Source organism: Calothrix anomala FACHB-343 (assembly GCF_014696435.1).
In the GTDB taxonomy this organism is placed as follows: Bacteria; Cyanobacteriota; Cyanobacteriia; order Cyanobacteriales; family Nostocaceae; genus Aulosira; species Aulosira anomala_A.
In genome coordinates this window covers 41,671-65,871 of sequence record NZ_JACJQG010000001.1, presented here as the reverse complement: position 1 = coordinate 65,871, position 24,201 = coordinate 41,671, and the positions used below count along the sequence as shown (strand labels likewise).

19 protein-coding genes are annotated in these 24,201 nt (G+C 41.0%); 10 read left to right on the top strand and 9 right to left on the bottom strand.

Annotation, left to right across the window (positions count from 1 at the left end; genetic code table 11):
• Window positions 1-117 precede the first annotated feature (117 nt).
• The 3 genes from H6G08_RS00210 to H6G08_RS00205 all read left to right on the top strand — a co-directional run bounded on the left by H6G08_RS00210 (window position 118) and on the right by H6G08_RS00205 (window position 2,811).
• Complete coding sequence (locus H6G08_RS00210) at window positions 118-816, top strand: rhomboid family intramembrane serine protease (protein ID WP_190538441.1); 699 nt, start codon at window positions 118-120, stop codon at window positions 814-816.
• Between the two features lie 668 nt (window positions 817-1,484).
• Window positions 1,485-1,730 carry a hypothetical protein gene (locus tag H6G08_RS37285; RefSeq protein WP_096642757.1) on the top strand — a complete coding sequence of 82 codons (246 nt, stop codon included), beginning with the start codon at window positions 1,485-1,487 and terminating at the stop codon, window positions 1,728-1,730.
• Between the two features lie 10 nt (window positions 1,731-1,740).
• Window positions 1,741-2,811 (top strand): hypothetical protein, encoded by a 1,071-nt coding sequence (locus H6G08_RS00205; RefSeq protein ID WP_190538294.1) that lies wholly within the window; start codon window positions 1,741-1,743, stop codon window positions 2,809-2,811.
• A 101-nt stretch (window positions 2,812-2,912) separates the two neighbouring features.
• Here the strand turns inward: H6G08_RS00205 and H6G08_RS00200 are convergent, their stop codons facing one another.
• Window positions 2,913-4,220 carry a glycoside hydrolase family 10-like protein gene (locus tag H6G08_RS00200; RefSeq protein WP_190538293.1) on the bottom strand — a complete coding sequence of 436 codons (1,308 nt, stop codon included), beginning with the start codon at window positions 4,218-4,220 and terminating at the stop codon, window positions 2,913-2,915.
• Between the two features lie 736 nt (window positions 4,221-4,956).
• On the opposite strand from H6G08_RS00200, the gene H6G08_RS00195 reads away from it, so the two are divergent.
• A complete protein-coding gene (locus H6G08_RS00195; protein ID WP_190538292.1) occupies window positions 4,957-7,668 on the top strand; it encodes a Calx-beta domain-containing protein in 2,712 nt (903 codons plus the stop codon).
• 78 nt (window positions 7,669-7,746) lie between these two features.
• Here H6G08_RS00195 and H6G08_RS00190 read toward each other — a convergent pair whose 3' ends face one another.
• From H6G08_RS00190 to H6G08_RS38000, 5 genes are all read right to left on the bottom strand, one after another.
• Window positions 7,747-8,718, bottom strand: a complete 972-nt coding sequence (locus H6G08_RS00190) for an MvdD family ATP-grasp ribosomal peptide maturase (RefSeq protein ID WP_190538291.1) — start codon at window positions 8,716-8,718, stop codon at window positions 7,747-7,749.
• 129 nt (window positions 8,719-8,847) lie between these two features.
• The gene (locus H6G08_RS00185) at window positions 8,848-9,831 is read right to left on the bottom strand and encodes an MvdC family ATP-grasp ribosomal peptide maturase (RefSeq protein ID WP_190538290.1); all 984 of its coding nucleotides are present in this window, start codon (window positions 9,829-9,831) and stop codon (window positions 8,848-8,850) included.
• A 106-nt stretch (window positions 9,832-9,937) separates the two neighbouring features.
• Window positions 9,938-10,282 (bottom strand): microviridin/marinostatin family tricyclic proteinase inhibitor, encoded by a 345-nt coding sequence (locus tag H6G08_RS00180; RefSeq protein WP_190538289.1) that lies wholly within the window; start codon window positions 10,280-10,282, stop codon window positions 9,938-9,940.
• 998 nt (window positions 10,283-11,280) lie between these two features.
• Window positions 11,281-11,703: a BON domain-containing protein gene (locus H6G08_RS00175; protein WP_190538288.1), complete on the bottom strand. Its 423-nt coding sequence runs from the start codon at window positions 11,701-11,703 to the stop codon at window positions 11,281-11,283.
• 402 nt (window positions 11,704-12,105) lie between these two features.
• Entirely contained in the window at window positions 12,106-12,237 is a 132-nt protein-coding gene (locus tag H6G08_RS38000; protein ID WP_277877779.1) for a hypothetical protein, read from the bottom strand.
• A gap of 81 nt (window positions 12,238-12,318) precedes the next feature.
• Here H6G08_RS38000 and H6G08_RS00170 point away from each other — a divergent pair, with 81 nt between their 5' ends.
• A complete protein-coding gene (locus H6G08_RS00170; protein ID WP_190538287.1) occupies window positions 12,319-13,725 on the top strand; it encodes a sensor histidine kinase in 1,407 nt (468 codons plus the stop codon).
• 3 nt (window positions 13,726-13,728) lie between these two features.
• Here H6G08_RS00170 and H6G08_RS00165 read toward each other — a convergent pair whose 3' ends face one another.
• From H6G08_RS00165 to H6G08_RS00155, 3 genes are all read right to left on the bottom strand, one after another.
• A complete protein-coding gene (locus tag H6G08_RS00165) occupies window positions 13,729-15,141 on the bottom strand; it encodes a DICT sensory domain-containing protein (protein WP_190538286.1) in 1,413 nt (470 codons plus the stop codon).
• A gap of 314 nt (window positions 15,142-15,455) precedes the next feature.
• A complete protein-coding gene (locus H6G08_RS00160) occupies window positions 15,456-16,949 on the bottom strand; it encodes a UDP-N-acetylmuramoyl-L-alanyl-D-glutamate--2,6-diaminopimelate ligase (protein ID WP_190538285.1) in 1,494 nt (497 codons plus the stop codon).
• Window positions 16,950-16,996: 47 nt separating this feature from the next.
• Window positions 16,997-17,272, bottom strand: coding sequence for a glutaredoxin family protein (locus tag H6G08_RS00155; RefSeq protein ID WP_190538284.1), 276 nt, complete (start codon window positions 17,270-17,272; stop codon window positions 16,997-16,999).
• A gap of 692 nt (window positions 17,273-17,964) precedes the next feature.
• Between H6G08_RS00155 and H6G08_RS00150 the strand changes: the two genes are divergently transcribed.
• From H6G08_RS00150 to sbcD, 5 genes are all read left to right on the top strand, one after another.
• Entirely contained in the window at window positions 17,965-20,280 is a 2,316-nt protein-coding gene (locus H6G08_RS00150; RefSeq protein WP_190538283.1) for a GAF domain-containing protein, read from the top strand.
• A 1,001-nt stretch (window positions 20,281-21,281) separates the two neighbouring features.
• On the top strand, window positions 21,282-22,007 hold the full coding sequence (gene cysH / locus H6G08_RS00145; protein ID WP_190538282.1) for a phosphoadenosine phosphosulfate reductase: 726 nt from the start codon (window positions 21,282-21,284) through the stop codon (window positions 22,005-22,007).
• A 206-nt stretch (window positions 22,008-22,213) separates the two neighbouring features.
• Entirely contained in the window at window positions 22,214-22,411 is a 198-nt protein-coding gene (locus tag H6G08_RS38465) for a four helix bundle protein (RefSeq protein WP_313940727.1), read from the top strand.
• A 5-nt stretch (window positions 22,412-22,416) separates the two neighbouring features.
• Window positions 22,417-22,650: a four helix bundle protein gene (locus H6G08_RS38460; protein WP_313940725.1), complete on the top strand. Its 234-nt coding sequence runs from the start codon at window positions 22,417-22,419 to the stop codon at window positions 22,648-22,650.
• A 34-nt stretch (window positions 22,651-22,684) separates the two neighbouring features.
• Entirely contained in the window at window positions 22,685-23,938 is a 1,254-nt protein-coding gene (gene sbcD, locus H6G08_RS00135) for an exonuclease subunit SbcD (protein ID WP_190538281.1), read from the top strand.
• Window positions 23,939-24,201 lie beyond the last annotated feature (263 nt).

The window sequence follows — 24,201 nt, the reverse complement described above, 5'->3', positions numbered from 1 at the left end:
CCTAACATCTGCTGAGTACTATTCTGAAAGGTTAACTGTTGACTGTTGACTGTTGACTGTTGACTGTTGACTGTTGACAATGCCCAATGCCCAATGCCCAATGCCCCATGCCCCTTAATGATTCCTATTAGTGATAATGTGCGCACTCGCCATCGCCCAATTATGAATTACTGGCTGATTGGCATCAATATTGCCGTGTTTTTCTGGGAAATCCAGCTAGAACTCGGTAATAAGTTAGGTGAAGTGATTTATAGTTGGGGTGTAATACCTGCACAAATTACTGGCGCGATCGCAAATGCGATCGCAAATCCCGCAGCTTGGGTAGTTGTTTGCTTGCGGTTGATTGCTTTACCTGTGGGAATGTTTCTACATGGTAGTTTTAGCCAAATTTTAGGAAATCTCTTATTCTTGTGGGTTTTTGGCAAGACTTTAGAAAACATTCTCGGACATGGAAAGTATTTAGGATTTTATTTATTAAGTGGTATTTGGACAGCATTAGTCCAAATTGTCGCTGAACCAAGTTTATCAGTTCCCTTGATTGGGGCGAATGGAGCGATCGCTTCTGTTTTAGGCGCATATATGATGAAGTTTCCCAAAGCCAAAATAGATAGCGTCATTCCCTTGATAATTATATATATTCCGGCAAAATTACCTGCTTTTGTCTATTTATTTTGGTGGTTTATTCAACAGCTTTTTTATAGTATTGGTAGTTTAAATATCCCACCTAGTGGTGTGAATCAATTTAGCATTGGTTACTGGGCACAAGCAGCAGGATTAATTATTGGTGCGGTTGTGATGAAATTGCAAAGGAGGTAATGGGGATTTGTCAGAGACGCGATGAATCGCGTCTGTACAATAGTCTTCCTTGTCTTCCTTCCCTTGTCCTCCTTGTCCCTCTTTCATCCATAGGGATGACAATTTTTTTCAACCAGACTGCTTCCTTATAGCTGTAGTCACATAGGTTAGAACATCTTGAAAGCGTGAACTTTAGGTATAGCAATAATTTTACCTTCTGCCTTCTGCCTGCTGCCATCTGCCTTTTGCTATACCTACCCTCTACTCCAAGTTCATATATCGCAATGCAAAAATTGCATTCACCCTACATAACTGTTATCTAGTTTTCTTGATAAAGTATGACTTAATTTAGAAGCAAAATTCTGCGGATAGGATGTATCTTGAAATATTAGATATTTTCTTCTTACTCCCTAGCCAACTGCAAACTGGGAGAAGTGCAGCTTTAAGTCTCCCTTTTTTGGGGTGATTTAGAGGAGTGTTAAGTTGCTTGTGTATCGGTAATGACTTTTAGGACAGTCTCTGACAATCGTGGATAATATTTATTTCCCACTTAATTAAGATTCTTGTCATGACAAAGTCTCTAGCTTAGGCAAAAAAATTGCCGAAAATCGGCAACTAGATACACACTGATGCTATTTCATTTGCTTGAATAGCTATATTGATAGGACAGAAATTCACCACTTGTTATTATGCCTAGTAAGTTAATAAACGTTAGAGAGTACACAGTTCGCGCACATCAAAGAGAAATCCACACTCGTGTATTTCACTTTATCTGCAAGGAGTGTAATGAGAGTACGCAAAGGGAGACTTATGGGCCTCGACCGTTATATTGCGAACGTTGTCGCCCTCCCCAAGCGCCGAAGAAACCGCAGAAGCCAGCAGCTAAAGCCAAGCCCAGGCCCATGACTTACAAAAGTAAATCTGATTTGGATTGATTAATGTCTTATGACTGTTAAGGGAAAATTAGAACCTCCTCCAGATACTTACCTCTCTCCACTATTGGAATTAAGAGACTACTATGCGCGGATTGTAGAAGAGTACGAACGCTTATATACACAAGCGCGATCGCATCTCAATCATGTAGAAGCTTTGTTATCTAACTGGTCAAATTTAGATAACAGCAACAAAATTGTTAAGTCTGATGTGACTGATGAGACATTAGCTCGTCAAGCAGAAGAGATATTATCGCTAAATGGTATTGCTGATGCTGATACCGATTTGTTAGAGTCCACTAAAGCTCCATCTCCAGACTCGGAACTTCCAGACTCGCCAAAATTGGAACCACTGCAGTTATCATTTGCGATCGCCAACGATCAAGAATTGGAATCTGCACAGTCTGAATCTGCACAGTCTGAATCTGCAACTACAGATTCTAGCGAGTCCTCTGTAGAAGCGAAAGAGCAATCAATCAAAGGACAGGACTTTCCGATGCTACCGGAGTATCGAGACTGTATCAATCGGATTGAAGCGATTAAAAGGGTGTTGCAGGCATATAGCGGTACAGTATGTCATATCGATTTCATTGTGCGATCGCTCTATGGAGATTTAGACCCCAGTATCTTCAAAATAGTTAAAGGTAGAGTCCAATCTTCACTCACTCAAGGTAAAGGTAGTAGTTGGTCAGCCATACCCGATGAACCTGGTTGTTATACCTTGGATCTGAAGTTGCTCAATGCAAATCACAGTCACGCATCTACCAAGACTCTCTCCCAGAAAAAGAAGAAACCTATAATTCTTCCCAAGACAAAAATAGTACCAATGCTCAGAGCTTATGAGGGTCAATTTTTAATTGATGCTATCACCTCTCTGTTAAGGCAAAATTCCGGCAAAGTTTTTACCGTAGCGGAAGTGATCGCTGGGCTGTATGGCGAACTAGATGCGGATGAACTGCGAGAGATTAAAAGTAAGGTGCTAAATGAGCTATCGCGAGGTTATCGTACAGGGCGATTCTCCAGAGTTCCCGAAAAGGTTGGCTTGTACACTTGGGATACAAATTTAATGAGAGAAAGAAGTTGAACGATTAACCATCGATATAGCGAAGAGTCCAAAGTCAAAATAACTCTGGACTCTTTACGAACCTAATTAAAGGAGGATTAATTACTAATTGCGAATTGCTACTACTCCAATCTAGCCCGCAGTGCAGGAGAGCGAAACAGGGTTTGGAAAGCTTCTTGTCTTTGTGCAGATGTTTCTTGTGGGTAATCCCAAAGACTTTCATAATAGAAGAAAGACACCCCTAAACCTCGTTCTTGAGCAGCACGCACCTGAGATTTAATTTGCTGTATTGGTACGGGATTATTACGCAATCCTGCCATAATCCCCACACCGGTGGGAATTGATTTTTGTGCTTCTTGAATTTCTTGACGAGAAATATTCGCCACAAAACTTTGGAGATTGGGGCGATAAATTTGCACAATTAGCTCATCGACAATATTCAGCTTGATCCAGTTGAGCCAGTCTTGGAGTTGAAACTTGTAAGCAAAGTCGTAGTAGTTAGGCGCAACAGAGAAAATTAAGCGAGGTTTTTGCGCTTTGACAGCTTGGTTGAGTTTTACCATGAATGCTGTGATTTTATCGGCTCGCCAACGCACCCATTCCGGATCTTCTGGATTCTTCGGTGGGTTTTTCTTAGTTTCTTGATTGTACAAGGCAATTGTGTATTTATCGTAGCCAAATTCAACTGGCAAACTCATGTGATCGTCAAACTGAATCCCATCAACATCATATTGGCTGATGTTTTCTAGTACGAGACTGGTAATAAACTGCTGCACTTCCGGATGGAAGGGATTCAGCCACATCACTTCCCCAGCTGCACTAATGGAAGTTTGAGCGCCGTTTTGCTTTTGGGTAAACCAGTTAGGATGCTCCATCACTAATTCTGATGTTGGTGGAGCCATAAAGCCAAACTCAAACCAAGGAATCACAAGTAATCCTTGGCGATGGGCTTGGTTAATCAAGTCTGCTAAAATATCATGTCCGTCTGTACCTCGCAACACAAAGGGTTGAATACCTGTACGCTTGGCTACAGCACTAGGATACATCACATAGCCTGAATTCCAGACTACAGGATAGATGGTGTTGAAATTAAGTCTTCGCAGTTTGGTGACAGACTCGGTAACTTTGGCGCGTTCCTTGAGAACGTCAATGTCATTGTTAGTCATCCACACACCGCGAATTTCTTCGCGGGGTAATGGGGGAACTTGAGCGATCGCAGCAGTGAAGTTATCTACCAGTAATATCGTTATACAAGATATCAAAACTAGGATCGGGAAAAGACGCTTGCGCAATGTCTGACTAAAAGTGGACGCCTGTCTACGTCGCCAACCTTGAAAAACAGAAATTACTTTCAAAATTAGTTTCATAGGTCTAAAAAATGCGTTAGCTACCCACAGGCGCAGGCTTTGATTGTTAAATCTACTAGTCATATAGTCTACAAGCATTTATGCCTATTAGAGAATTGATTAACTGGTAGTTATGCATTCCCTGTGCATTAAAATCTTTAGGGGCTAGGAGCTAGGGGCTAGGGGTTAGGAGAGGGAGCTTTTCATGTTTGGTTGTCAAATATTTTCGCGATCGCCTGAGTTGCCTGAGTTATGCAAGCAAACTCAGCAACTTAAAATTTGTGACGTATTAAGTAGCAATTAAGTGCCCAATATATCTATTTTCTTGGTGTCAGTTGTCAGTAGGATCAAGGTCATTGAGATTGCGGTTCATCATCATACAGGCGATCGCGCTTTGCATTTTTGGTTTGCGATCGCTTGACTTTTAAGACAGTCGCTACTGTCAATATAAGTATTAAAACTATTGAAATAACTGGTATATTTACGCATAATTACTCTGGTACGGGAAAAAGCCGCCGAAATAAGCGATATTTTGTAATTTAGGCTACATTTTACCAGTAAATTTACACAATCTTTATACATCTGCTTCGGAAATCTCGTTAGACTCCTGTGTAGTACCTAATTGAATATTTAAAGGTTGCATCTAGGCTTACGTTAAATTACTGATTTGCCGAATATCAGGTATTTGTCATGCGATCGCGCGATCGCATGAATAATTTTGTGTCACTACTTACCTCTGTTTTTGCAAAGGTATGGAGGGGATTTTGATGAAATTTACAGGTCACTCCATCATTTCAAACCCAACAAGGATATTACAACTATGGCTCTGATTCCAGGAACCAACAATAACGATACTTTAACCGGGAATGCGGAAAATGATACTATTCAAGGCGCTGGTGGTAATGATTCACTTTCTGGAGGAGGTGGAAATGACCGTTTAGAAGGTGGTATAGGCAATGATACCCTATCCGGTGGCGCTGGTAATGATGTCTTTAAATTTGAATACCCTCAAGGTAACGATCTTGTCACAGACTTTGTTCGAGGACAAGACAAAATTGATGTCAGCAACCTGAAAATTAGTGATTGGAATACCCTGAAATTACTTATTAGTAATGATGGTGAAAACAATGCACTGATTACAACTTATTTTAGTGGCGATCAGTCCCAAATCAAACTCCTGAACATTAATCCCAGCCTACTACAAGCCAGTAATTTCATTTTCAACACTGCGAATACCAATGATACTGTTAATGGTAGTAATTTTACCAGTTACCCCGATCAATTATTCGGTGGTTTAGGTAATGATACCATCAACGCATTAGCTGGTAATGATGTCCTGTTTGGTGAACAAGGTGATGACCGTTTAGACGGGGGTGCAGGCAATGATACTCTCTACGGTGGCACAGGTAATGATGTCTTCAACTTGCAATACGATCCAGGCAACGATGTCGTCATAGACTTTATTCAAGGACAAGACAGAATTGATGTCAGAAACCTGAAAATTAGTGATTGGAATACCCTGAAATTACTCATTAGTAATGATGGTGAAAACAATGCACTGATTACAACTTATTTTAGTGGCGATCAGTCCCAAATCAAACTCCTAAACATCAATCCCAACGTACTACAAGCCAGTGATTTCATTTTCAACGCTGCGAATATCAATGATACTGTTAATGGTAGTAATTTTACCAGTTACCCCGATCAATTATTCGGTGGTTTAGGTAATGATACCATCAACGCATTAGCTGGTAATGATGTCCTGTTTGGTGAACAAGGTGATGACCGTTTAGACGGGGGTGCAGGCAATGATACTCTCTATGGTGGTACCGGGAATGATATCGCTGTTTACTCAGGTACTCGTGCCCAATATCAAGTCACTAGTAGTGGAGGCGTCTATACAGTTACCGATACAGTGGCTGGTCGTGATGGCATCGATAAACTATACGATCTCGAAAGAATCCAGTTTTCCGATCAAACTCTCACCCTAGATGTCCCTTCTAGCATTACCCTGGCTGTATCTCCGAGTAGTGTCCTCGAAGATGGAACAGCCAATTTGGTTTACACCTTCACCAGAACTGGAAGCACAACTAATGCTTTAACTGTTAACTATAACGTTGCTGGTACAGCCACCCTCAACACAGACTACACCCAAAGCGGTGCAGCCAGTTTCACAGCTACCACAGGAACCATTACCTTTGCAGCAGGTGCAAGTACAGCCACTCTCACTGTTAACCCCACCGCAGACACCACCTTTGAAGCTAATGAAACCGTCGCTTTAACTCTGGCAACAGGAACAGGTTACACCATCGGCACGACAACAGCAGTCACCGGCACGATTACCAATGACGATCCTTCTGGTATCACCATCAACCTCAGTGCTAGCCAGACAATAGTCGAAGGCTTAATCAGTCCACAAAACGCTGCATATACCGTTAGTCTCTCCCAAGCCAGCAGCCAAACTATCACTGTTAACTATGCTACTGCTAACGGTACAGCTACAGCAGGTTCAGACTACACCAGCACTACTGGAACCCTGACTTTTGCCCCAGGACAAACCAGTAAGGCGATCAATATCCCCATTCTCAATGATTCCATTAGTGAAGCAGATGAAACCTTTACCCTGAAACTGACATCTCCTACCAATGCGAGCCTGGGTACAACCAGTACTGTCACCACTACTATCACGGATACCCTCAGTGCTGCTGTCACTACTACATTGCCAACTAATGTAGAAAACCTCACCCTCACAGGAACAGCCGCCATCAACGCTACAGGGAATGCTGGCAATAATATCCTCAAAGGTAATAGTGCCAATAATACTTTAGCTGGTGGTACAGGGAATGACACCTATGCTTTTGTAGCTAATACAGCTTTAGGGACTGATACTATTACTGAAACAGCTACAGGTGGTATTGATACCATTGATTTCAATGGTACTACTGTAGGTGTGCGGGTGAATTTGGGTGTCACCACAGCGCAAACGGTGAATACTAATCTCAAATTAATTCTCTCTGCCAACAATGTGATTGAAAATGCCAGAGGTGGTTCAGGTAATGACCGTCTCACAGGTAATGCTTTAAATAATAACCTCACTGGTGGTAGTGGCAACGACCAACTACAAGGATTAGCCGGAGATGATACCCTCTGGGGCGGACTGGGCGATGATATTCTGACTGGGGGAACTGGTAAAGATAAGTATTTGTTCCAAGGTAGTGGAGCTTTTACTAGTACTTTAGGCGTTGATTACATTAGCAACTTTGAAGCGGGAGAAGACTTAATTGTTCTGAGTAAAGCTACTTTTACTGCTGTAACTAATAGTGCAGGACAAGCTTTAAGCGACTTTGCGGTTGTTACTGATGATGAGTTTGTTAATGCTAGTAATGCACGGATTGTCTTTAGTCAAGGTAGTGGTAGCCTATTCTACAATCAGGATGGAAATCTTTTAGGTACAGACAAAGTGTTTGAATTTGCTCGTTTAGGCAATCCTGATATTACCCTGGCTAGTAGCAATTTTAGTTTGGTTGCTTAGTACTTTACTCTCTTAGTTGTCATAAATTAGCGATTATATCCCCGAATTCTTGAAGAATTCGGGGATATGAATTAAATGTTATTTTTTATTTAGTAAAAAATCTGCGATCGCCTGAGAAATGGGTAAGCCAGGACAGCGTTCTAGCCAGAAGAACTCCCCAACAGGATTGACTTCTAAAAATACATGACGATTATCTGGCGTTAACAAAATATCAATTGCACCGTAATTTAAACCCAATTCCGCCATCAGTTTCAGCAGTTTTGATTCTACATCCTCTGGTAATTGATATGGTTGCCAAGCGTCAAGTAAGGCGATTCCTTCTTTTCGCCAATCATATTGTGCTGTTTTCAAAGCTTGAGAATCAACGGCGGCGGTAAATATCTGTTTACCAACAATCGTTGTCCGCAATTCTAGCGCTTTAGGAATTTTCTCCTGAAAGGTCATCGGACAAAAGCGTAACCCGTCTAAATGTTGTAAATCTTCAGGTGTAACCGGATTAGTAAATACTACTTTCTCCTGTCCTTGCTCATCATAAATTGCAAAAGAAGAAAGCATTTTGGTAATTATACCCTGCTCGCATTCCTCAGCAAATTGCTTGACGGCTATGGGGTTATTTGTGGTTAAAGTACGCGGTGTATCTAAACCGATTTCTCTAGCTATTTGTATTTGTAATTGCTTATTTTCAGCGCGACGGATATGAGGTAGCGGATCGAGGTGAAATCCCCGGATACTAGCAATCATTCCGAGAACAGTCACGCGAGATTCTTGCATAGAAGCTTGTCGCAGTTGTGTATCCATTGTTGGTGGAATTTGCGCCGCGATCGCAATTCTGCGATACCAAACTGCAGATACTGTATTTAAATCTAGCTGTTGGTCGCCATCGGTGAGTATCAAGCGTTCATTTTTGCCATAATACACATCTAGCTGTATCTCTGTGGGAAATCTATCTGTATCAAACCGAAATGCTTTACCTCCCCGATTTGCGATCGCTTCCATCACCATCGGGATACTTTCGTTATCTTGGCTATAGGTAATAATTAAAACATTCATTTGAATTAAAAAATCTAAAAAAATATCTAAATTAATTACGGTTGACGGTTGACGGTTGACGGTTGACGGTTGACAGTTGACAGTTAACAGTTGACAGTTGACAGTTGACTATTGACTATTGACTATTGACTATGGACTCTTGACTAACGCATCAGCGATCGCTTCTGATATGGGAAGTTGCAAATCTCGTTCCAGCATTCCCCATTCACCTGTAGGGTTCACCTCCAGAAAGACATATTCTCCAGATGGAGTTTGAATCAAGTCAAAAGCGCCGAATATTAAGCCAAATTTTCCCATAAAAGCATGAAGACGCTGAATAATTTCCTCAGGAAGTTCATGATTGAGCCAAACGCAAGTCTCTGCTGTTCCTTTGCGCCAATCTACTGTTGCTGCATTATATTTGGTTGCGTCTAATGCGCCAACAAAAACTTGACCATTTACATACACTACTCGCAGTTCTTGCTGTTTAGGAATTTGTTCTTGAAAAACCATTGGACAATAACGCAGAGTTGCCAAATCTGCTAAATCTTCCTCTTTCACAACACTGGTATAAAGAAAGAAAGAAGAACCTTCCATACTATAGGAAAGAGGTGTTAATAGTTTTGTCACCATCTTTCCCCCTACCTGCGTGAAAAATTCTTTTACTTGTTGAGGGTTATTTGTCACCAGGGTTTGCGGAATTACCAAACCCACCTCAGAAGCTACTCGCAGTTGACGTAGCTTGTTTTCAGCCGCATTGATTCGTTGTAAATTATCTACCCAGCGCGCATGTTTTAGGCTATCCCAGAAACCATCCAAAGCCGCTAAAGATTCGCGAATACAAGCTTGTTGGTATTGGGGAGCTAATTCTTGGTTCAACTGAGCAGGCCAAATTCGCCGCATCCACACAGCTTGTACTTGTTCTGTGCTGATTGACACATCACCATATTCTAGCCTGTGACTAGCTTGAGAATTTCTGATATCAGCTTGAAGTTGAACTGCGATCGGAAATTGATCCGTATTCAGGCGAAACGGTTTGACACCACGTTTAGATAGAGCATCCGCAACTCTATCAATAGTGAAATAGTCCCCACTGTGGGTAAGTAATAAAACAACATCACGGGACGGTTGCATACAACATCTAATTAAACTGTATTTTTTAATTACGAATTAGTAATTATATTAAATGATTAATGGTGCGTTGCAGGACAACGCACCTAGTAAAATCTTCAGTTGAGTCTTAACTAATTTTGTCTATAGTTACAATAGACTCTTCATTATCTGATGGATATTTTTGAGTGGTAACAAGTTCTTCATTATCAGAAGGATACTTTTTAGTAGCTATAGCACCATCTTCATGATCAGAAGGATACTTAAGAGTTACGGCTATTTCGTCTTTTCTAGGTTTAGTAATACCACCACCATTTTCATGATCCGAAGGATACTTCTTGGTAGCAAATCTAATACCGCCTCCGACTCCTGACAATTCTTCTTCAGATAACTCTTCGCTATATTGGCCTTCGAGATAGCGAGCAAAGAATGGTACAGCAGGAGAATCTAAATCGTGTAATTTAATGTCAGACATAAATTTCCTTGTTTGGTTAGTTAAGAATGTAATTCCGCAAACTTCTTGTAAATTTGCAAAAATAAATAATTAGTTAACTGCTACTGTGCAATACATCAATATATAAAATGAGATTAGATAAATGTATTTCTTGGTAATATTTGGCGCAACAAATAGTTGAGTAAACTTTATTTGTTTACTATGTGATATGGATGTATTTACAGCGAATTGCAAGTTGGTGACGTACAGATAATCGTTGATTGTAGGGGCATTGGCACTGCCATGCCCCGAAGCGAGTAACTCATTTACCCAATTTAATGCTGTGCAATTACAACATTAAATCGGGTAAAATTCTACCCAGAAAAGCATCTAATTAAAAATTAATCGGTCAATAAATAATTTTTTGCCGATTTTTTTAGTCAATTAGAGATGAATAAATTTATATTTTGTGAGTAATTTCATCAAACTAATTAAATTAAACACATATCTAGGTAATTTGTCTGGCCATTTTGGCTAGTATTTATTTTTTTTATTGTTTTGATACCTATCATTCTGAAAAATGATAGTGACAGCTAAATTCACACAGTTTATGCATAGCATTCTATTCTGCGGACGAAACCCAACGTCAGCAAATATGGTACGCATTGGTGTTAACTTAATGCGAAATTGGCTATGAGCAAGGAACTGAAGTTCTTTGCTCATAGCCAAATTCATCTCAAGATGACTAAATATCTTCAAAATCTTGAGTCTACTTCAGTAGGGGCGGGTTAAGCGAGATAGTCGTGAATTATTGGAGCATATCTGTGAACCCGCCCCTACTTGGGCGATGAGCCTTGGAATTTATTCCAAGGCGGGCGACAATGACAAATGACAAATGACCAATGACAAATGACCAATGACAAATGACTAACTATTTAGCAATTTTGATTAATTCATAGCAAATAAAAAAACAGGACTAACACAAAGGTAAGTCCTGTTGATAGTTATCAACCTTTTAATCTCAGATTTTCTGCGTGCTACTATTGAGCTTTTTTAGCAGCAGCTTGGGCTTCTACTTTAACAGTCTTAACACCTTTTTGTTCTTTAACTAAAGGTTCAATTTTCTTGATGTCAGCTTCAGTGGGAACTGTGCCTTTAACTGTGACTACACCATCTTTTTCTTCAACTACTAACTTGCTACCGGGAATCTTTTCTTCTAATTTGGTGAGAATGGGACTTTTAGCAGTAGTTTTGGTATTAGCAGCAGCTTCTTTCACTGGAGTTTTACCAGTTTCTGTAGCAGTTTTCTCATTAGTTTTGGTCTTTGCAGAAGCCTCTTTTGCTGGTTGAGTGGCTTCATTGGTGTTGCTGGGAGTTTCCGAAGCATTTTTGCTGGCATCTTGACAACCAACAGCACCAACTACAAGAATACTGCTAACTAAAAATGGAATGAGCTTTTTCATATCAATCTCCAAATTGATTACTTGAAGCGAGTCATTGATGTGTGTGTCATGTTGAGGAGCAAATGTTAAAAAACAATTAAAATTACACAAGTGCCAGAATCAGCAAACAGGTGATAAAAATCTGAAATCCATGTAACTGCTGAAGGCAAGAATATTACAGCCAATTCCAGAATTACTGGTTGATTTCAGTTCAGGATTCTGATGAGTCAGACTGTGCCAAAACTTGATTGTTTATTAACAGCTAAAAGCAGCCGCTAAGTAGTTTTTTCAAGGTAGGCTATCTGAGTTTTCTCAACAGAAAATAGATTTTAACAGGTTTACATCAAAGTTGCACATCATCGTGCAAAATTTAATAATTGGGCATTGGGCATTGGTAATTAATGGAAAATAAGCAATAGTAATTTATTGAGCGATCGCCTTGCGTCTCGCAGATAAGCCAAAGTTGCGTACTCTCATATCTTCAGTTGCGATTTTGGCGATCGCGGGGGAATTGCGGCTATATTGTTCGGTTATACGACTGTCGCCAGGGCGCAAATGACTATAACCTCGTAAGTAGGTAGGGAAATGCCTTACTTAAGTCGTTGTCAGTTGCTTTCAATCTAGGGGTGAGAACTTGTGTACGAATGGATATTGCCAAGTCTGAGAGAGATTTTAGCTGAAAATCAGTCAAGCGTGGCTGTATGTTCGCCCGCAAAAGCAGAGTGGCAGTGGCGTACTAGCCTAGCAGCAACTGAACAATTGCTCATCAATACTTTAGCAACGGCTACAGGTGATGCTAACCAAGGATTAGTTTTGGCTGCACCAGCACCTCTGTTTAGCCCAACAACATTAACTCAAAGCTTACAGAGGGTAACCTTCACCGCTAAACCATTCAATCCTTTGGCGCTGATGCCCTTTGAAATGCCTACAGCGCCGGAAATGGCTGATGAAGTTGCGCTCCATGAATCAGTGCTGCCTTTATTGCCTGCCGATCCCTTGGGTAAAGAGAAATTTTGCTTAGTTTTTACAGATAAATTTAAATTAGTATTAGTTTTAGCAGAACACAACAGCCAAACATCATTTTTATTTTCCTTTGAACCTGAGGTAGTGGAACAGGCTTGGCGGGCTTTAGGTGCTAGGGTAATGCTCACTAATCCCGATTATTTTGCCGATTTGGATGCATTAGTGAAAAAATATGCCCCAGTCGCCCCAGATTATCGCACTGTGATGCAGTTTAGCCAGTTGTTGCTGCAAGTAACGCCAGAACCAGATAAGGAAAGTATCCCGGCGGCTGCACCAGTTTCTGCGCCTGCAACTCCTCCTTCTCGCCCAGATGTGGAATTACTGCAAGCTTTTGCCCATGAAGTGCGAACTCCTTTGACTACTATTCGCACGATGACACGGTTACTGCTGAAGCGGAAAGATTTACCAGCTAATGTCATCAGTCGTTTAGAAACGATCGATCGTGAATGTACGGAACAAATCGATCGCATGGAGTTGCTATTTAAAGCGGCAGAATTAGAAACTTCTAACACGGCGAAATCTGCACAGACGCAATTGACAGCGATGTCTCTCGATCAAGTTTTGCAACAGAGTATTCCCCGTTGGCAACAAGCTGCAGATCGTCGCCATTTAACATTGGATGTGGTTTTACCCCAACAATTACCAACGGTGGTTAGTAATCCGACAATGTTAGATAGAGTTCTGACTAATTTAATTGACAATTTTACCCGTAGTTTACCTGCTGGCAGCCATATTCAAGTACATGTAATACCTGCTGGGGATCAATTAAAATTACAACTCTCACCACAGCCACAGTGTAAGGATCAAAGTAAACCAACTACACCCACACCACCAATTCGTAAAGCTTTGGGTCAATTGCTGATGTTTCAACCAGAAACCGGGACAATTAGTCTCAACATTGCGGCGACTAAGCATTTGTTTCAAGCAATTGGCGGTAAGTTGATTGTGCGTCAACGTCCGCAATATGGGGAAGTTTTGACGATTTTCTTACCTTTGGAAGTTAATGCTAAAGATTGGTAAAGTTTAGCGATCGCGCACGCGGGGTAAATTGACAATAAAAGTTGTACCTTCATTGGGTTTACTTCTGACAGTGATAAAACCACCGCAACGCAAAATTAACTGTTGTGTTACCGTTAACCCCAAACCAGGGCCGCTAGATTCATCTGTTGTGCCAGAACGCACGCGGTAAAAGCTGTCAAAGATTTTGGGAATCTCTGCTTCTGCAATTCCAATCCCCGTATCGCGAACTTCTAGCTGTACATAATCGCCATTGACACGCGATCGCACCCACACTTGTCCGCCATTGGGTGTAAATTTGATACTGTTATGTAATAAATTAATCGCAATCAGCTTTAACCCGCCATTGATGCACCATACAGATGGTAGGTTTGTGGGTATGGTGTAGGCGAGCATAATTCCTTTTTCTTGGGCTACTGGCTGATAAGTACTCACTATCCCAGGAACTAAATCGCCTAAAGATACAGCTTCTAAAGGTGACTCTTGTAAATTGCGATCTAAATGGATTAAATCTAACAACCCACTAATTAAAGAATTTTGGCGATCGCACTGGTTATTTAACATTTGTAAATAACGTTGCCGTTGCGGTGGTTTCAATGTGGGAGAATTTAATAACGACAGTGCGGTTTTCATGTGTGTTAGAGGTGTCCGCAACTCCTGACAAGCATTGCTTAAATATTCATCTTTGGTTTGTGCTTTATTTGTGAGTTTTTGATTTTGCTGCTGTAATTTAGCAATTCGCTTTGTCATCACTTGTCGATCAATTTCATTTTGCCGTTGCACTTGTTTAATTAACAGCTGATTCACCAGTATGGCTTCAGGTATATCAGGACAAATCACATCAGATGCAACGATCGTAGATGCGGATTCGGGAGTTACTACTTGTTTAATCCCATCTAGCACCCGTTGAATGATTCTACCTTCAACAGTTGTCATTACTACTAAAGGTGGAGTTTTTCTATTTCCCCGCCTTAAGGTTTGGGTTTTCCGCCTTTTCAGGGGTCGATGAGCCAAAATTAAACTGCTAAACTCTGGCGATAAGGCGATGAAGAAATATTCTCTTTGTAAATATCTAGTTGGGAATAATTTAATTACCGATTTATCTGGTGATGGCTGAAAATCAGTCCCTCTGGGTTCATGTTTGCGCCGTTCATTTAATTGACAATCATAAATTGTCACCGATTTATTGACAGATTTCTCAATAGCAGACTGATAACGCCATAATTCTGCTTGCCAAATTTTTCCTGGCGGTAGTTTCACCCATAAAGTCGCGACAATTTGTCGCTCAATTAACAGGTCAATTTGTGACCTCAGTATTGATAGCACAGTAGCAGGACTAAGGGGTAATGGTGAGGGAGGCGCTTGCATTGACAAAGCCAACTGATAAATCGACAGATCCTGAGCAAGAGAATCATTCATGAGCCAAGCACAACCAGGAGAGGTATAGAAGGAGAGAGGAAAAGACCATTTTGTCTTTGCTTTTCATCCTAATGTTTACTTTTTTTGCCAGAAAGCTAAAAAAATTAATATTAATTATGAATTCTGGAATATGAAATATAAAACTAATGGAGTGTATCATTTACATTATGATGTCGCAAGCATCAAGCAGTTGAAATAAATTCAGAATTAACAATTAACGATTAAAGTTTGTTGATATCTTCAAACTCTGCTTTAATTATTTTTTATAGTTATCATTCTTTACACCTGATGGTGGGCATTGCCCACCATAAATTTTAGATTTTTAATCTGGTTTGTAAAGCAGCTCTTGCTTGTTCTCTGTCGTCAAAGTGAATTTTTTCTGTACCGAGAATTTGGTAATCTTCGTGACCTTTGCCAGCAAGTAATACTCCATCTCCCGGTTGAGCTTGTAAAATTGCTGTCTCAATAGCAGTAGCGCGATCGCTAATAACTGTGGGATTTATCGTTTCGGGAATACCTGCCAAAATATCTTGAATAATCCTGTCTGGGTCTTCAGTGCGGGGATTATCGGAAGTTACCACCGCTACATCAGCTAATTCGGCGGCGATTTTTCCCATTTTCGGGCGCTTAGTGCGATCGCGATCGCCACCACAACCAAATACGCAAATCATTTTACCGGGAATAAACGGACGAGCAGCTTTCAGCAAGTTCTCTAAGCTATCTGGTGTATGGGCGTAATCCACAATCACGCTAATATCTTGGTTGTCAGCAATCTGCACTCGTTCCATTCTTCCCGGTACGCCAGGAAACTCAGGTATACTAGCTGCCACTAGCTGCAAATCTAAACCTAAGTGTAAAACTGCGGCGACAGCTGCTAAGAGATTTTCTAAATTATATTGACCAACCAAAGGCGAACGAAAAGCTATGTCTCCTTTAGGTGTATGTAAAGTTCCACTGACACCATTTGGTTCATAATTGAGATCGCTCATGTAAAAATCAGCGCGATCGTTAACGCTGTAACTCCAAACCTTATCTGGACTTAACGATGCAATTAATCTTTTGCCATAAGCATCGTCAGCATTAATTATCGCTCTCCCTTTGAGATAATTGGGACTAAATAACAAAGCTTTCGCCCCAAAATAATCTTCCATATCCCGGTGATAATCCAGGTGATCTTGGGTGAGATTGCTAAATACTCCTACCTCAAACTCACAACCCAAGACTCTACCTTGGGCTAAAGCATGAGAACTTACTTCCATCACGCCATACTCACACCCAGCATCAACAGCTTGGGCTAGCTGTTGTTGTAGTTCCACCGCAAAGGGTGTGGTATGTACCGCAGTTTCGCTAAAACCAGGCCAGCGCGTGTAGAGAGTCCCCATCAAAGCTGTGGGTAATTTGGCTTGACTTAAAAGATATTCAATCAGGTGAGTAGTTGTGGTTTTACCATTAGTACCAGTGACACCAACTAATTTCAGCTTTTTTCCTGGATAATCGTAAAAAGCACCGGCTAATTGGGCACAGGCTTGAGTCATATCACTAGCGCTAATGACAACCGCCTGATTATTAGGCGGATTTTTCTGGGCAGCTTGGGGAGAGACAATCGCCGCTACTGCACCGGAAGCGATCGCACTTGGCCAAAATTCTCCACCATCTACCCTAGTTCCTGGCATACCAATAAACAAATCACCCGCACCACAAGCATGGGAATTTGTTTTCAATCCCTGTACTTCTACATCCGCCACAGCTTGATGATTAGGTAATTGCTCTACAGAATCTATCGCTGCTAGTAATTCCCGCAGTTTCATGTTGTGAACCTCGCCGCACGCTTTTCTTGGGCTTATTCTGCATTATTTTAATCATTAGGGAAATACTTACGCAGCATTTGCTCCAACTGTTGCACGCTAGCACGAGGTGAAGGACGGGGTAAAGGTTGCTCGCTCACGCCTTCCTGTTGGGGGTTGACGAGATATAAAACGGGTATTTCATACTGATAAGCTAAAAACCAATCTTCACTTGTAGTAATATCGCGGATCTCTAACTCAAAAGTCAGATTTTGGATTTTTTCCAGCTTTTCCTGCAAACCCTCACATAAATGACATCCCGGTTTGCTATATAAAATCAATCGCATTTGCTGCCATCCTTGCTTGCACTCCCATTTCTACCAGCCATCATAGGGTTAAACAGGATGGAGTTGAATCGTATTACATAAGGATGCGATCGCATTGCATCCCCATACAACCTTACCAATGACCAAAAAGGCGGAGGGGCAGGGAGCAGGGGGAGCAAAGAAAAATCTCCTTAAATAATTGGACTTACGCACAAACTACGGAAGAATCGAACCGCAAAGACACGTTCGGCGAAGCCGTTCCCGAAGGGTAGAACACGAAGAAATAAGAGTTTCAAAGGTATTTTGCGTAAGTCCTGAATAAATTGGGTAATTTATTCTCTGGAAGTCCCTTGAATCGATATTTTGAAGAAAAATCTCATCGCATTGCAACCCGATACAACCATACCAATGACCAATGCATACCAATTTTCTATTCTGCTCATTGATAAAATTCATGCACGTATCACATCGCAATTACTGCTAAGATTTAATCCATTCGCAACACTTGCTGCATGAGCATATTCAACAATTATATTGACATATATTTTACTTGCTAACTTAGCGTCAGATGCCTATAAAATTTTATAATGTGTGCAAATACAGTGTAAATACGTAAGCATCTAATTCAATTAGATAGATTACAAAGCTTGATCTGTTATACAGGGTTCGGTGCATCTACCTTTTAATACTTTACATCAAGGTATAAATACCGAATGAATCATCCTGACTACTCACAAAATTTAGACAGAATAATTTCCGAAGATAGTTTGCTAAATCGCATAACATCTCGAATTAGACAGTCTTTGGAACTAAAAGAGATATTAACCACCAGTGTTACAGAAATCAGGGCATTTTTGCAGACAGATCGGGTAATGGTATATCGCTTTGATCGTGATGGTAGTGGGGAAGTAGTTGCCGAATCTATACATCAACAGCGTCTACCATCTCTGTTAGGGTTACACTTTCCGGCTACTGACATTCCCCAAGAAGCGCGAGATATGTTTCTGCGAGCGCGACAGCGTTCAATTGTGAATGTAGCCAATGGGCGGATTGGGCTGTCACCATTAGATAGTCCAGATACTGGTAAATCTCTCAGTAGTGAAAATCTCTACTATCGCACGGTAGACCAATGCCATATTGATTATCTAACGGCAATGGGCGTGCAGTCTTCGCTAGTTGTGCCTATTGTCCATCACGATCCCAAAGACCAATTAGCTAAACCTAGATTATGGGGCTTGTTGGTATCACACCACAGTACGCCCAAAAATGTTGAGAAACGGGAACTGCAATTAGTCCAGCAAGCAGCAGATCACATAGCAGTAGCGATCGCCCAAAGTCACCTACTCAACCAAGTACGTGCAGAAAAGCAGCAAGAAGCGATCGTCAATCAAATCACCACTCTCTTACATTCCTTACCAACAATTCAATGTCAAACTGCACTAGAAGCTACTGTTGCTGCTTTTGGTGGTAGTGGCGGCAGAGTTTATGTAGAACAAGGTGCCGAGTTATACACCTGCGGCGAACAGCCAACATTACCCCAAGGACAAGCAAGTAATGTTATAGAGCAGCATCCTCTTTGGCAAGACTGGCTAGGGGAATGTAAAATAGGTAACATTTGGGCAATCAACGATCTGCATAAAGAACGCCATTGGCAAGATTTAGCGCCCCTATTCTCACAAACTAAAATCCGGGGGATGTTAATTATTCCCCTCAGCTACCGTCAAAGTTTTATCGGGATTTTAACTATTTTTCGTCCTGAATTGAATCAAGAAATTTTGTGGGCGGGAGAACGAGATACCAGCGACAGACAAAGACTACCCCGACTTTCCTTTGCAGCTTGGCTAGAAGAAAGAAAAGGACAAGCCCCTGAATGGAAGCCAGAAGAAATATCCTTAGGACGCGCCATAGCCGATCAATTTGCGATCGCTATTCAGCAACAGCAAATGTACCAACAAGTCCACACCCTGAACTCTAATTTAGAAAAATTAGTCACAGAGCGCACAGCCCAATTACAAAAATCTCTAGATCTCACCAGAGTCATTAAGCAAGTTTCCGATCAAATACGTCGCAATCTCGACTATAAAATCACCTTGCAAACCCTCGTTCAAGAAGTGCGCAAACTTCTGAAAACAGACCGGGTATTAATTTATCAACTTTTTGGTGACGATGAAGGAGAAGTTATTGTAGAAGATGCAGACAGTAACTTGCGTCCAATTTTAGGGCTGAAAACACCATTAGAATGTTTTCCCGAAGAATCTGCCCGTCTTTACTTACGTGGTAGAGTCAGAGCCATTAACAATACAGCCTCAGAAGATATTACACCTTGTCATCGAGAATTTTTACTCAGTCTTCAGGTAAAAGCAAATTTAATCGTCCCCATTTCAATGGGTAACCAATTATGGGGATTAATTATTGCCCATGAGTGTTTTACACCAAGAAATTGGCAAGAAGAAGAAATTGATTTGTTGCAGAATGTCGCTGATGAAGCGGTGCTAACTATTCAGCACGCACAACTATATGAAAATAGTCGTGCAGCAGAATCAGCTGCTACAGAACAAGCCAAACAACTAGTACAAGCCCTAGAGCAAATCCAAAAAACCCAAGCACAACTAATTAAAAGTGAAAAAATGTCCAGCGTTGGGATCTGGGCTTTGGGTGTCGCCCATCAAATTCAAAACCCTGTTAACTTTATCTCTTCTCATCTTTCCGATATCGGCGACAGCATCCAAAAATTGCTGGAACTTTTGCGCCTATATCAATTGAACTATCCTCACCCCAACGGAGAAATTAGCTATCACACCCAAGCCGTCAATTTAGAGTTTCTGATTCAGAAATTACCGAAAATTCTCTTAACCATGAAGCTACATGCCGATCGCATCAATTCTATGATGTCATCTTTACGCAGTTTTTCTTACCAAGATGTAGTCGCCATGAAAGTTAGCAACCAGTCAGACAACTCAGAAATCAGAAATGTATTCTCTGAGCAATCAGAAATCCGCTCCTCTGAATTCACCAAGGAAACCTCATAATCATCAGCATTTTTGGCGAAGGGTATGATTTTGGCTGACGCAGAGACGGGAAGACTCGGTGAAGCATTAAGGTAGTCTTTCCCGTTATTTTAAAATTCAAAATTCAAAATTCAAAATTCAAAATTTCAGAGGATGTTTTAAAAGTCCTGTCCTTGGTAGCACGTAGATTGGGTTGAGGAACGTAGACGCAAAGGGGCTTCCCGCAGGGTAACCCAACAATCCAAAGTCCTGTAATTCTTTGGTTTACACAAGGTAATACCATTTCACAAAAAATTATGATGTGGATGTAGGTTGGGTTGAGGAACGAAACCCAACACCCCAAAGTCCTGTAATTGTTGGGTTTCACTCCGTTCAACCCAACCTACGCATCTGTCTCATTTTTTCTGGAATTGGTATTAGGCTTGTGTGTCTGTCCCATTGTCTTTTTAAATTGGTATGACAAATGACTAATGACAAATGACTAATGACAAAACCTTAAAGCCCCTCTGCAGCATCACAGAAAGGCTTGTAAAGTTTATTTGCTAAAAATTTGCTGGCTTTTTTTAAAATGCATTCATGATGGTAATAATGCTAGCGCTTGTCAAAGCAATTAAAGCGCCCATAACTATAGATACACCCAAAGAACCCGGAGTTTTTGAACTGTTCATTTTTTTGATCCCTGCAAGTTAAGGATTCTTTAAGAATATCAGGATGGTATTTTATATCCATAGAAATACGGTAAAAGTTAAGATTCCGTAAAGTTTCTTAGTAAAGCCTGTAGCGATTACTTACAGAAGAGGCTGCTGAATTGCCGAAATTTATCCAGATGCAAGGACTGTCTGGGCTTTATATATATAGATTTGCTGATGTCAAGTATATTTCTACTGATTTAGTATCAATTATTACTAAATAATAGCTTTAAAATTACCTCATTCCCTAGCGGTTTATGTGCCTTTTTGTGTACCTTTTTGGGATAAAATAAATTTTGTTGAAGTTCAAGAACCATTTAGCTAAAAATTATCATGACAGCTTCCACGATCTCTAAAACCCAAACAACCGAATTTGATCTAGAGCAGTTAAATCAACAATTTGAAACTGCCACTCCTAAAGAGATACTGGCCTGGTCTATAGAAAATATCCCCACAGGACTGGTACAAACCAGCGCCTTTAACGTGGATGACATGATAATTACCCATATTCTTTACTCTGAACTGAAACATCCAGTCCCAGTTATTTTTCTCGATACCCTATTCCACTTCCCCCAAACCTTAGAATTAGTTGCGAAAAGCAAAGAAATCTATAACCTGGATTTGCAAACCTACAAAACTCCAGATGTAGATAGCCGCGAAGCCTTTATTGCAAAATATGGTGAAGCACTTTGGGATAAAGATATTACCCAATTCCACCAAGTAACCAAAATTGAACCTCTGATGAGGGGTTTAGACGAACTCAACACCGTAGCTTGGATTACTGGTCGTCGTCGCGACCAAGCAGTCACCCGTGCTAACATGCCCTTTGTCGAATTAGATAGCCAAGGACGCTTAAAAATTAATCCTTTAGCTAACTGGACACGCCAAGATAGCTGGGCTTACGTAGCTGAACATGGAGTAATTTACAACCCATTACACGACCAAGGCTATCCCAGCATTGGCGATGAACCCATCACCACCAAAGTTGCTGATGGTGAAGACGAACGCGCTGGACGTTGGCGGGGAACCGGCAAAACTGAATGTGGGATTCATATTTAGTCAATAGTCAGTGGTCAGTGGTCAGTGGTCAGTGGTCAGTTGTTAGTGGTATGCGATCAAAGTATAAGCACATCACATACAAGACAACTGGCCATTGTCCGTAGTAAGTAGTCAGTTGTTAGTGGTATGTGGTCAAAGTATAAGTACATCACATACACTATGGAAAAGTTTTAAAGATAATTCCATAGCAACTGACTATATAATGGATGGCAAAACCGAATTTTGAGAACTTACAAGTTTACCAATTAGCTGAGAAACTAGCTGACGAGATTTGGAATATTGTTGGCAAATGGGATGAATTTGCTAAAGATACCGTTGGTAAACAAATTGTTCGTTCAGTAGATAGTATCGGTGCAAATATAGCAGAAGGTGAGTCACTGCGGTGGACGGGTTTCCCGGCATAAAGCAAGTGACGAACCCGAAGGGTACTGGTCGGTACAACTTTCAGGAAAATCGCCGTTTTGTCAGAATAGCAAGAGGCTCTTTAAACGAAACTAGGTACTGGTTGCGACGAGCTTATACTCGAAATCTTTTGACAAGTGAACAAGTTGATAAGCTTAAACCAATGGTTGATCAGCTATCACCTATGTTAAACGCTTATCTCAACTCCATAGGCGATTCCGGAAAAAATCATAACCACTGACAACTGACAACTGACAACTGACAACTAACTAATTATGATCAAAATCCTCCATCTCTCAGATATCCATATGGGGAGTAGCTTCTCCCACGGACGTATTAATCCCACAACAGGGTTGAATACACGATTGGAGGATTTTGTCAATACTTTGTCTTTATGTATTGACCGCGCGATCGCAGATCCGGTAGATTTAGTCATATTTGGTGGTGATGCTTTTCCCGATGCGACTCCACCGCCTTATGTACAAGAAGCTTTTGCTAGCCAATTTCGCCGTCTGGTGGATGCAGAGATTCCGACGGTGCTGTTGGTGGGAAATCATGACCAACATTCTCAAGGGTTGGGAGGCGCGAGTTTAAATATTTACCGCACCTTGGGAGTGCGGGGTTTTGTGGTAGGCGATACTTTAACTACCCACAATATCCAAACCCGCAATGGGAAAGTGCAAGTCATTACTCTACCTTGGCTGACACGTTCCACGTTAATGACGCGCCAAGAAACTGAAGGTTTATCAATTGCAGAAGTCAATCAACTGTTAACTGATCGGTTACAAGTTGTTTTAGAAGCAGAAATTCGCCGTCTCGATCCGGATGTACCTACTGTACTGTTAGCACATTTGATGGCTGACAATGCAACTTTGGGAGCCGAACGTTTGTTAGCTGTAGGGAAAGGTTTTACTCTCCCGTTATCTTTATTAACCAGACCTTGTTTTGATTATGTCGCCCTGGGACATGTGCATAAACATCAAAATCTGAATAAATCTAATAATCCCCCGGTGATATATCCCGGAAGTATTGAGCGGGTGGATTTTAGCGAAGAAAAAGAAGCTAAGGGTTATGTAATTGTAGAATTAGCGCCGGGTAAAGCAGATTGGGAGTTTTGTCCTTTACCCGTGCGGACTTTCCGCACAATTGAGGTAGATTTATCGAAAGCAGAAGATCCGCAAGCAGCATTAATTAAAGCGATCGCAAAATATGATATTCAAGATGCGGTAGTCCGGTTAATTTATAAACTTCGTTCCGAACAATTAGATGCTATTGATAACTCTTCCCTGCATGATGCTTTAAGTTCTGCTCATACCTATACTATTCAACCAGAATTAGTCAGTCAGTTGGCTAGACCCCGCATTCCCGAACTGAGTGCAAGTAGTAGCATTGATCCATTTGAAGCATTGAAAACTTACTTAAGTAATCGCGAAGATCTCAAAGATATCGCCGGCTCAATGCTAGAAGCTGCGCAGAAGCTACTTGCTGATGATGTGGAAGTCTGGCTAGAAGGCGCAACTCAGGAGTAGGATGGGTAAATTTTGCACAATTGTACACGATCGCGTCTCTACGGGTGGGTGCATAAACTGCAATCTAAAACCTAATACCAATTCAAAATTCAAAATTCAAAATTCAAAATTAAGAATCCAGACAGAACAAGGCGTTGAGGTTGTGTATCTGTCGCATTCTTTTTTCAAATTGGTATAACATTAAAACTCATACAAGGGCGGGGAAACCCCACCCCTACCGAGCATTGACCATTGACTATTGACCATTGACCATTAACAATTAA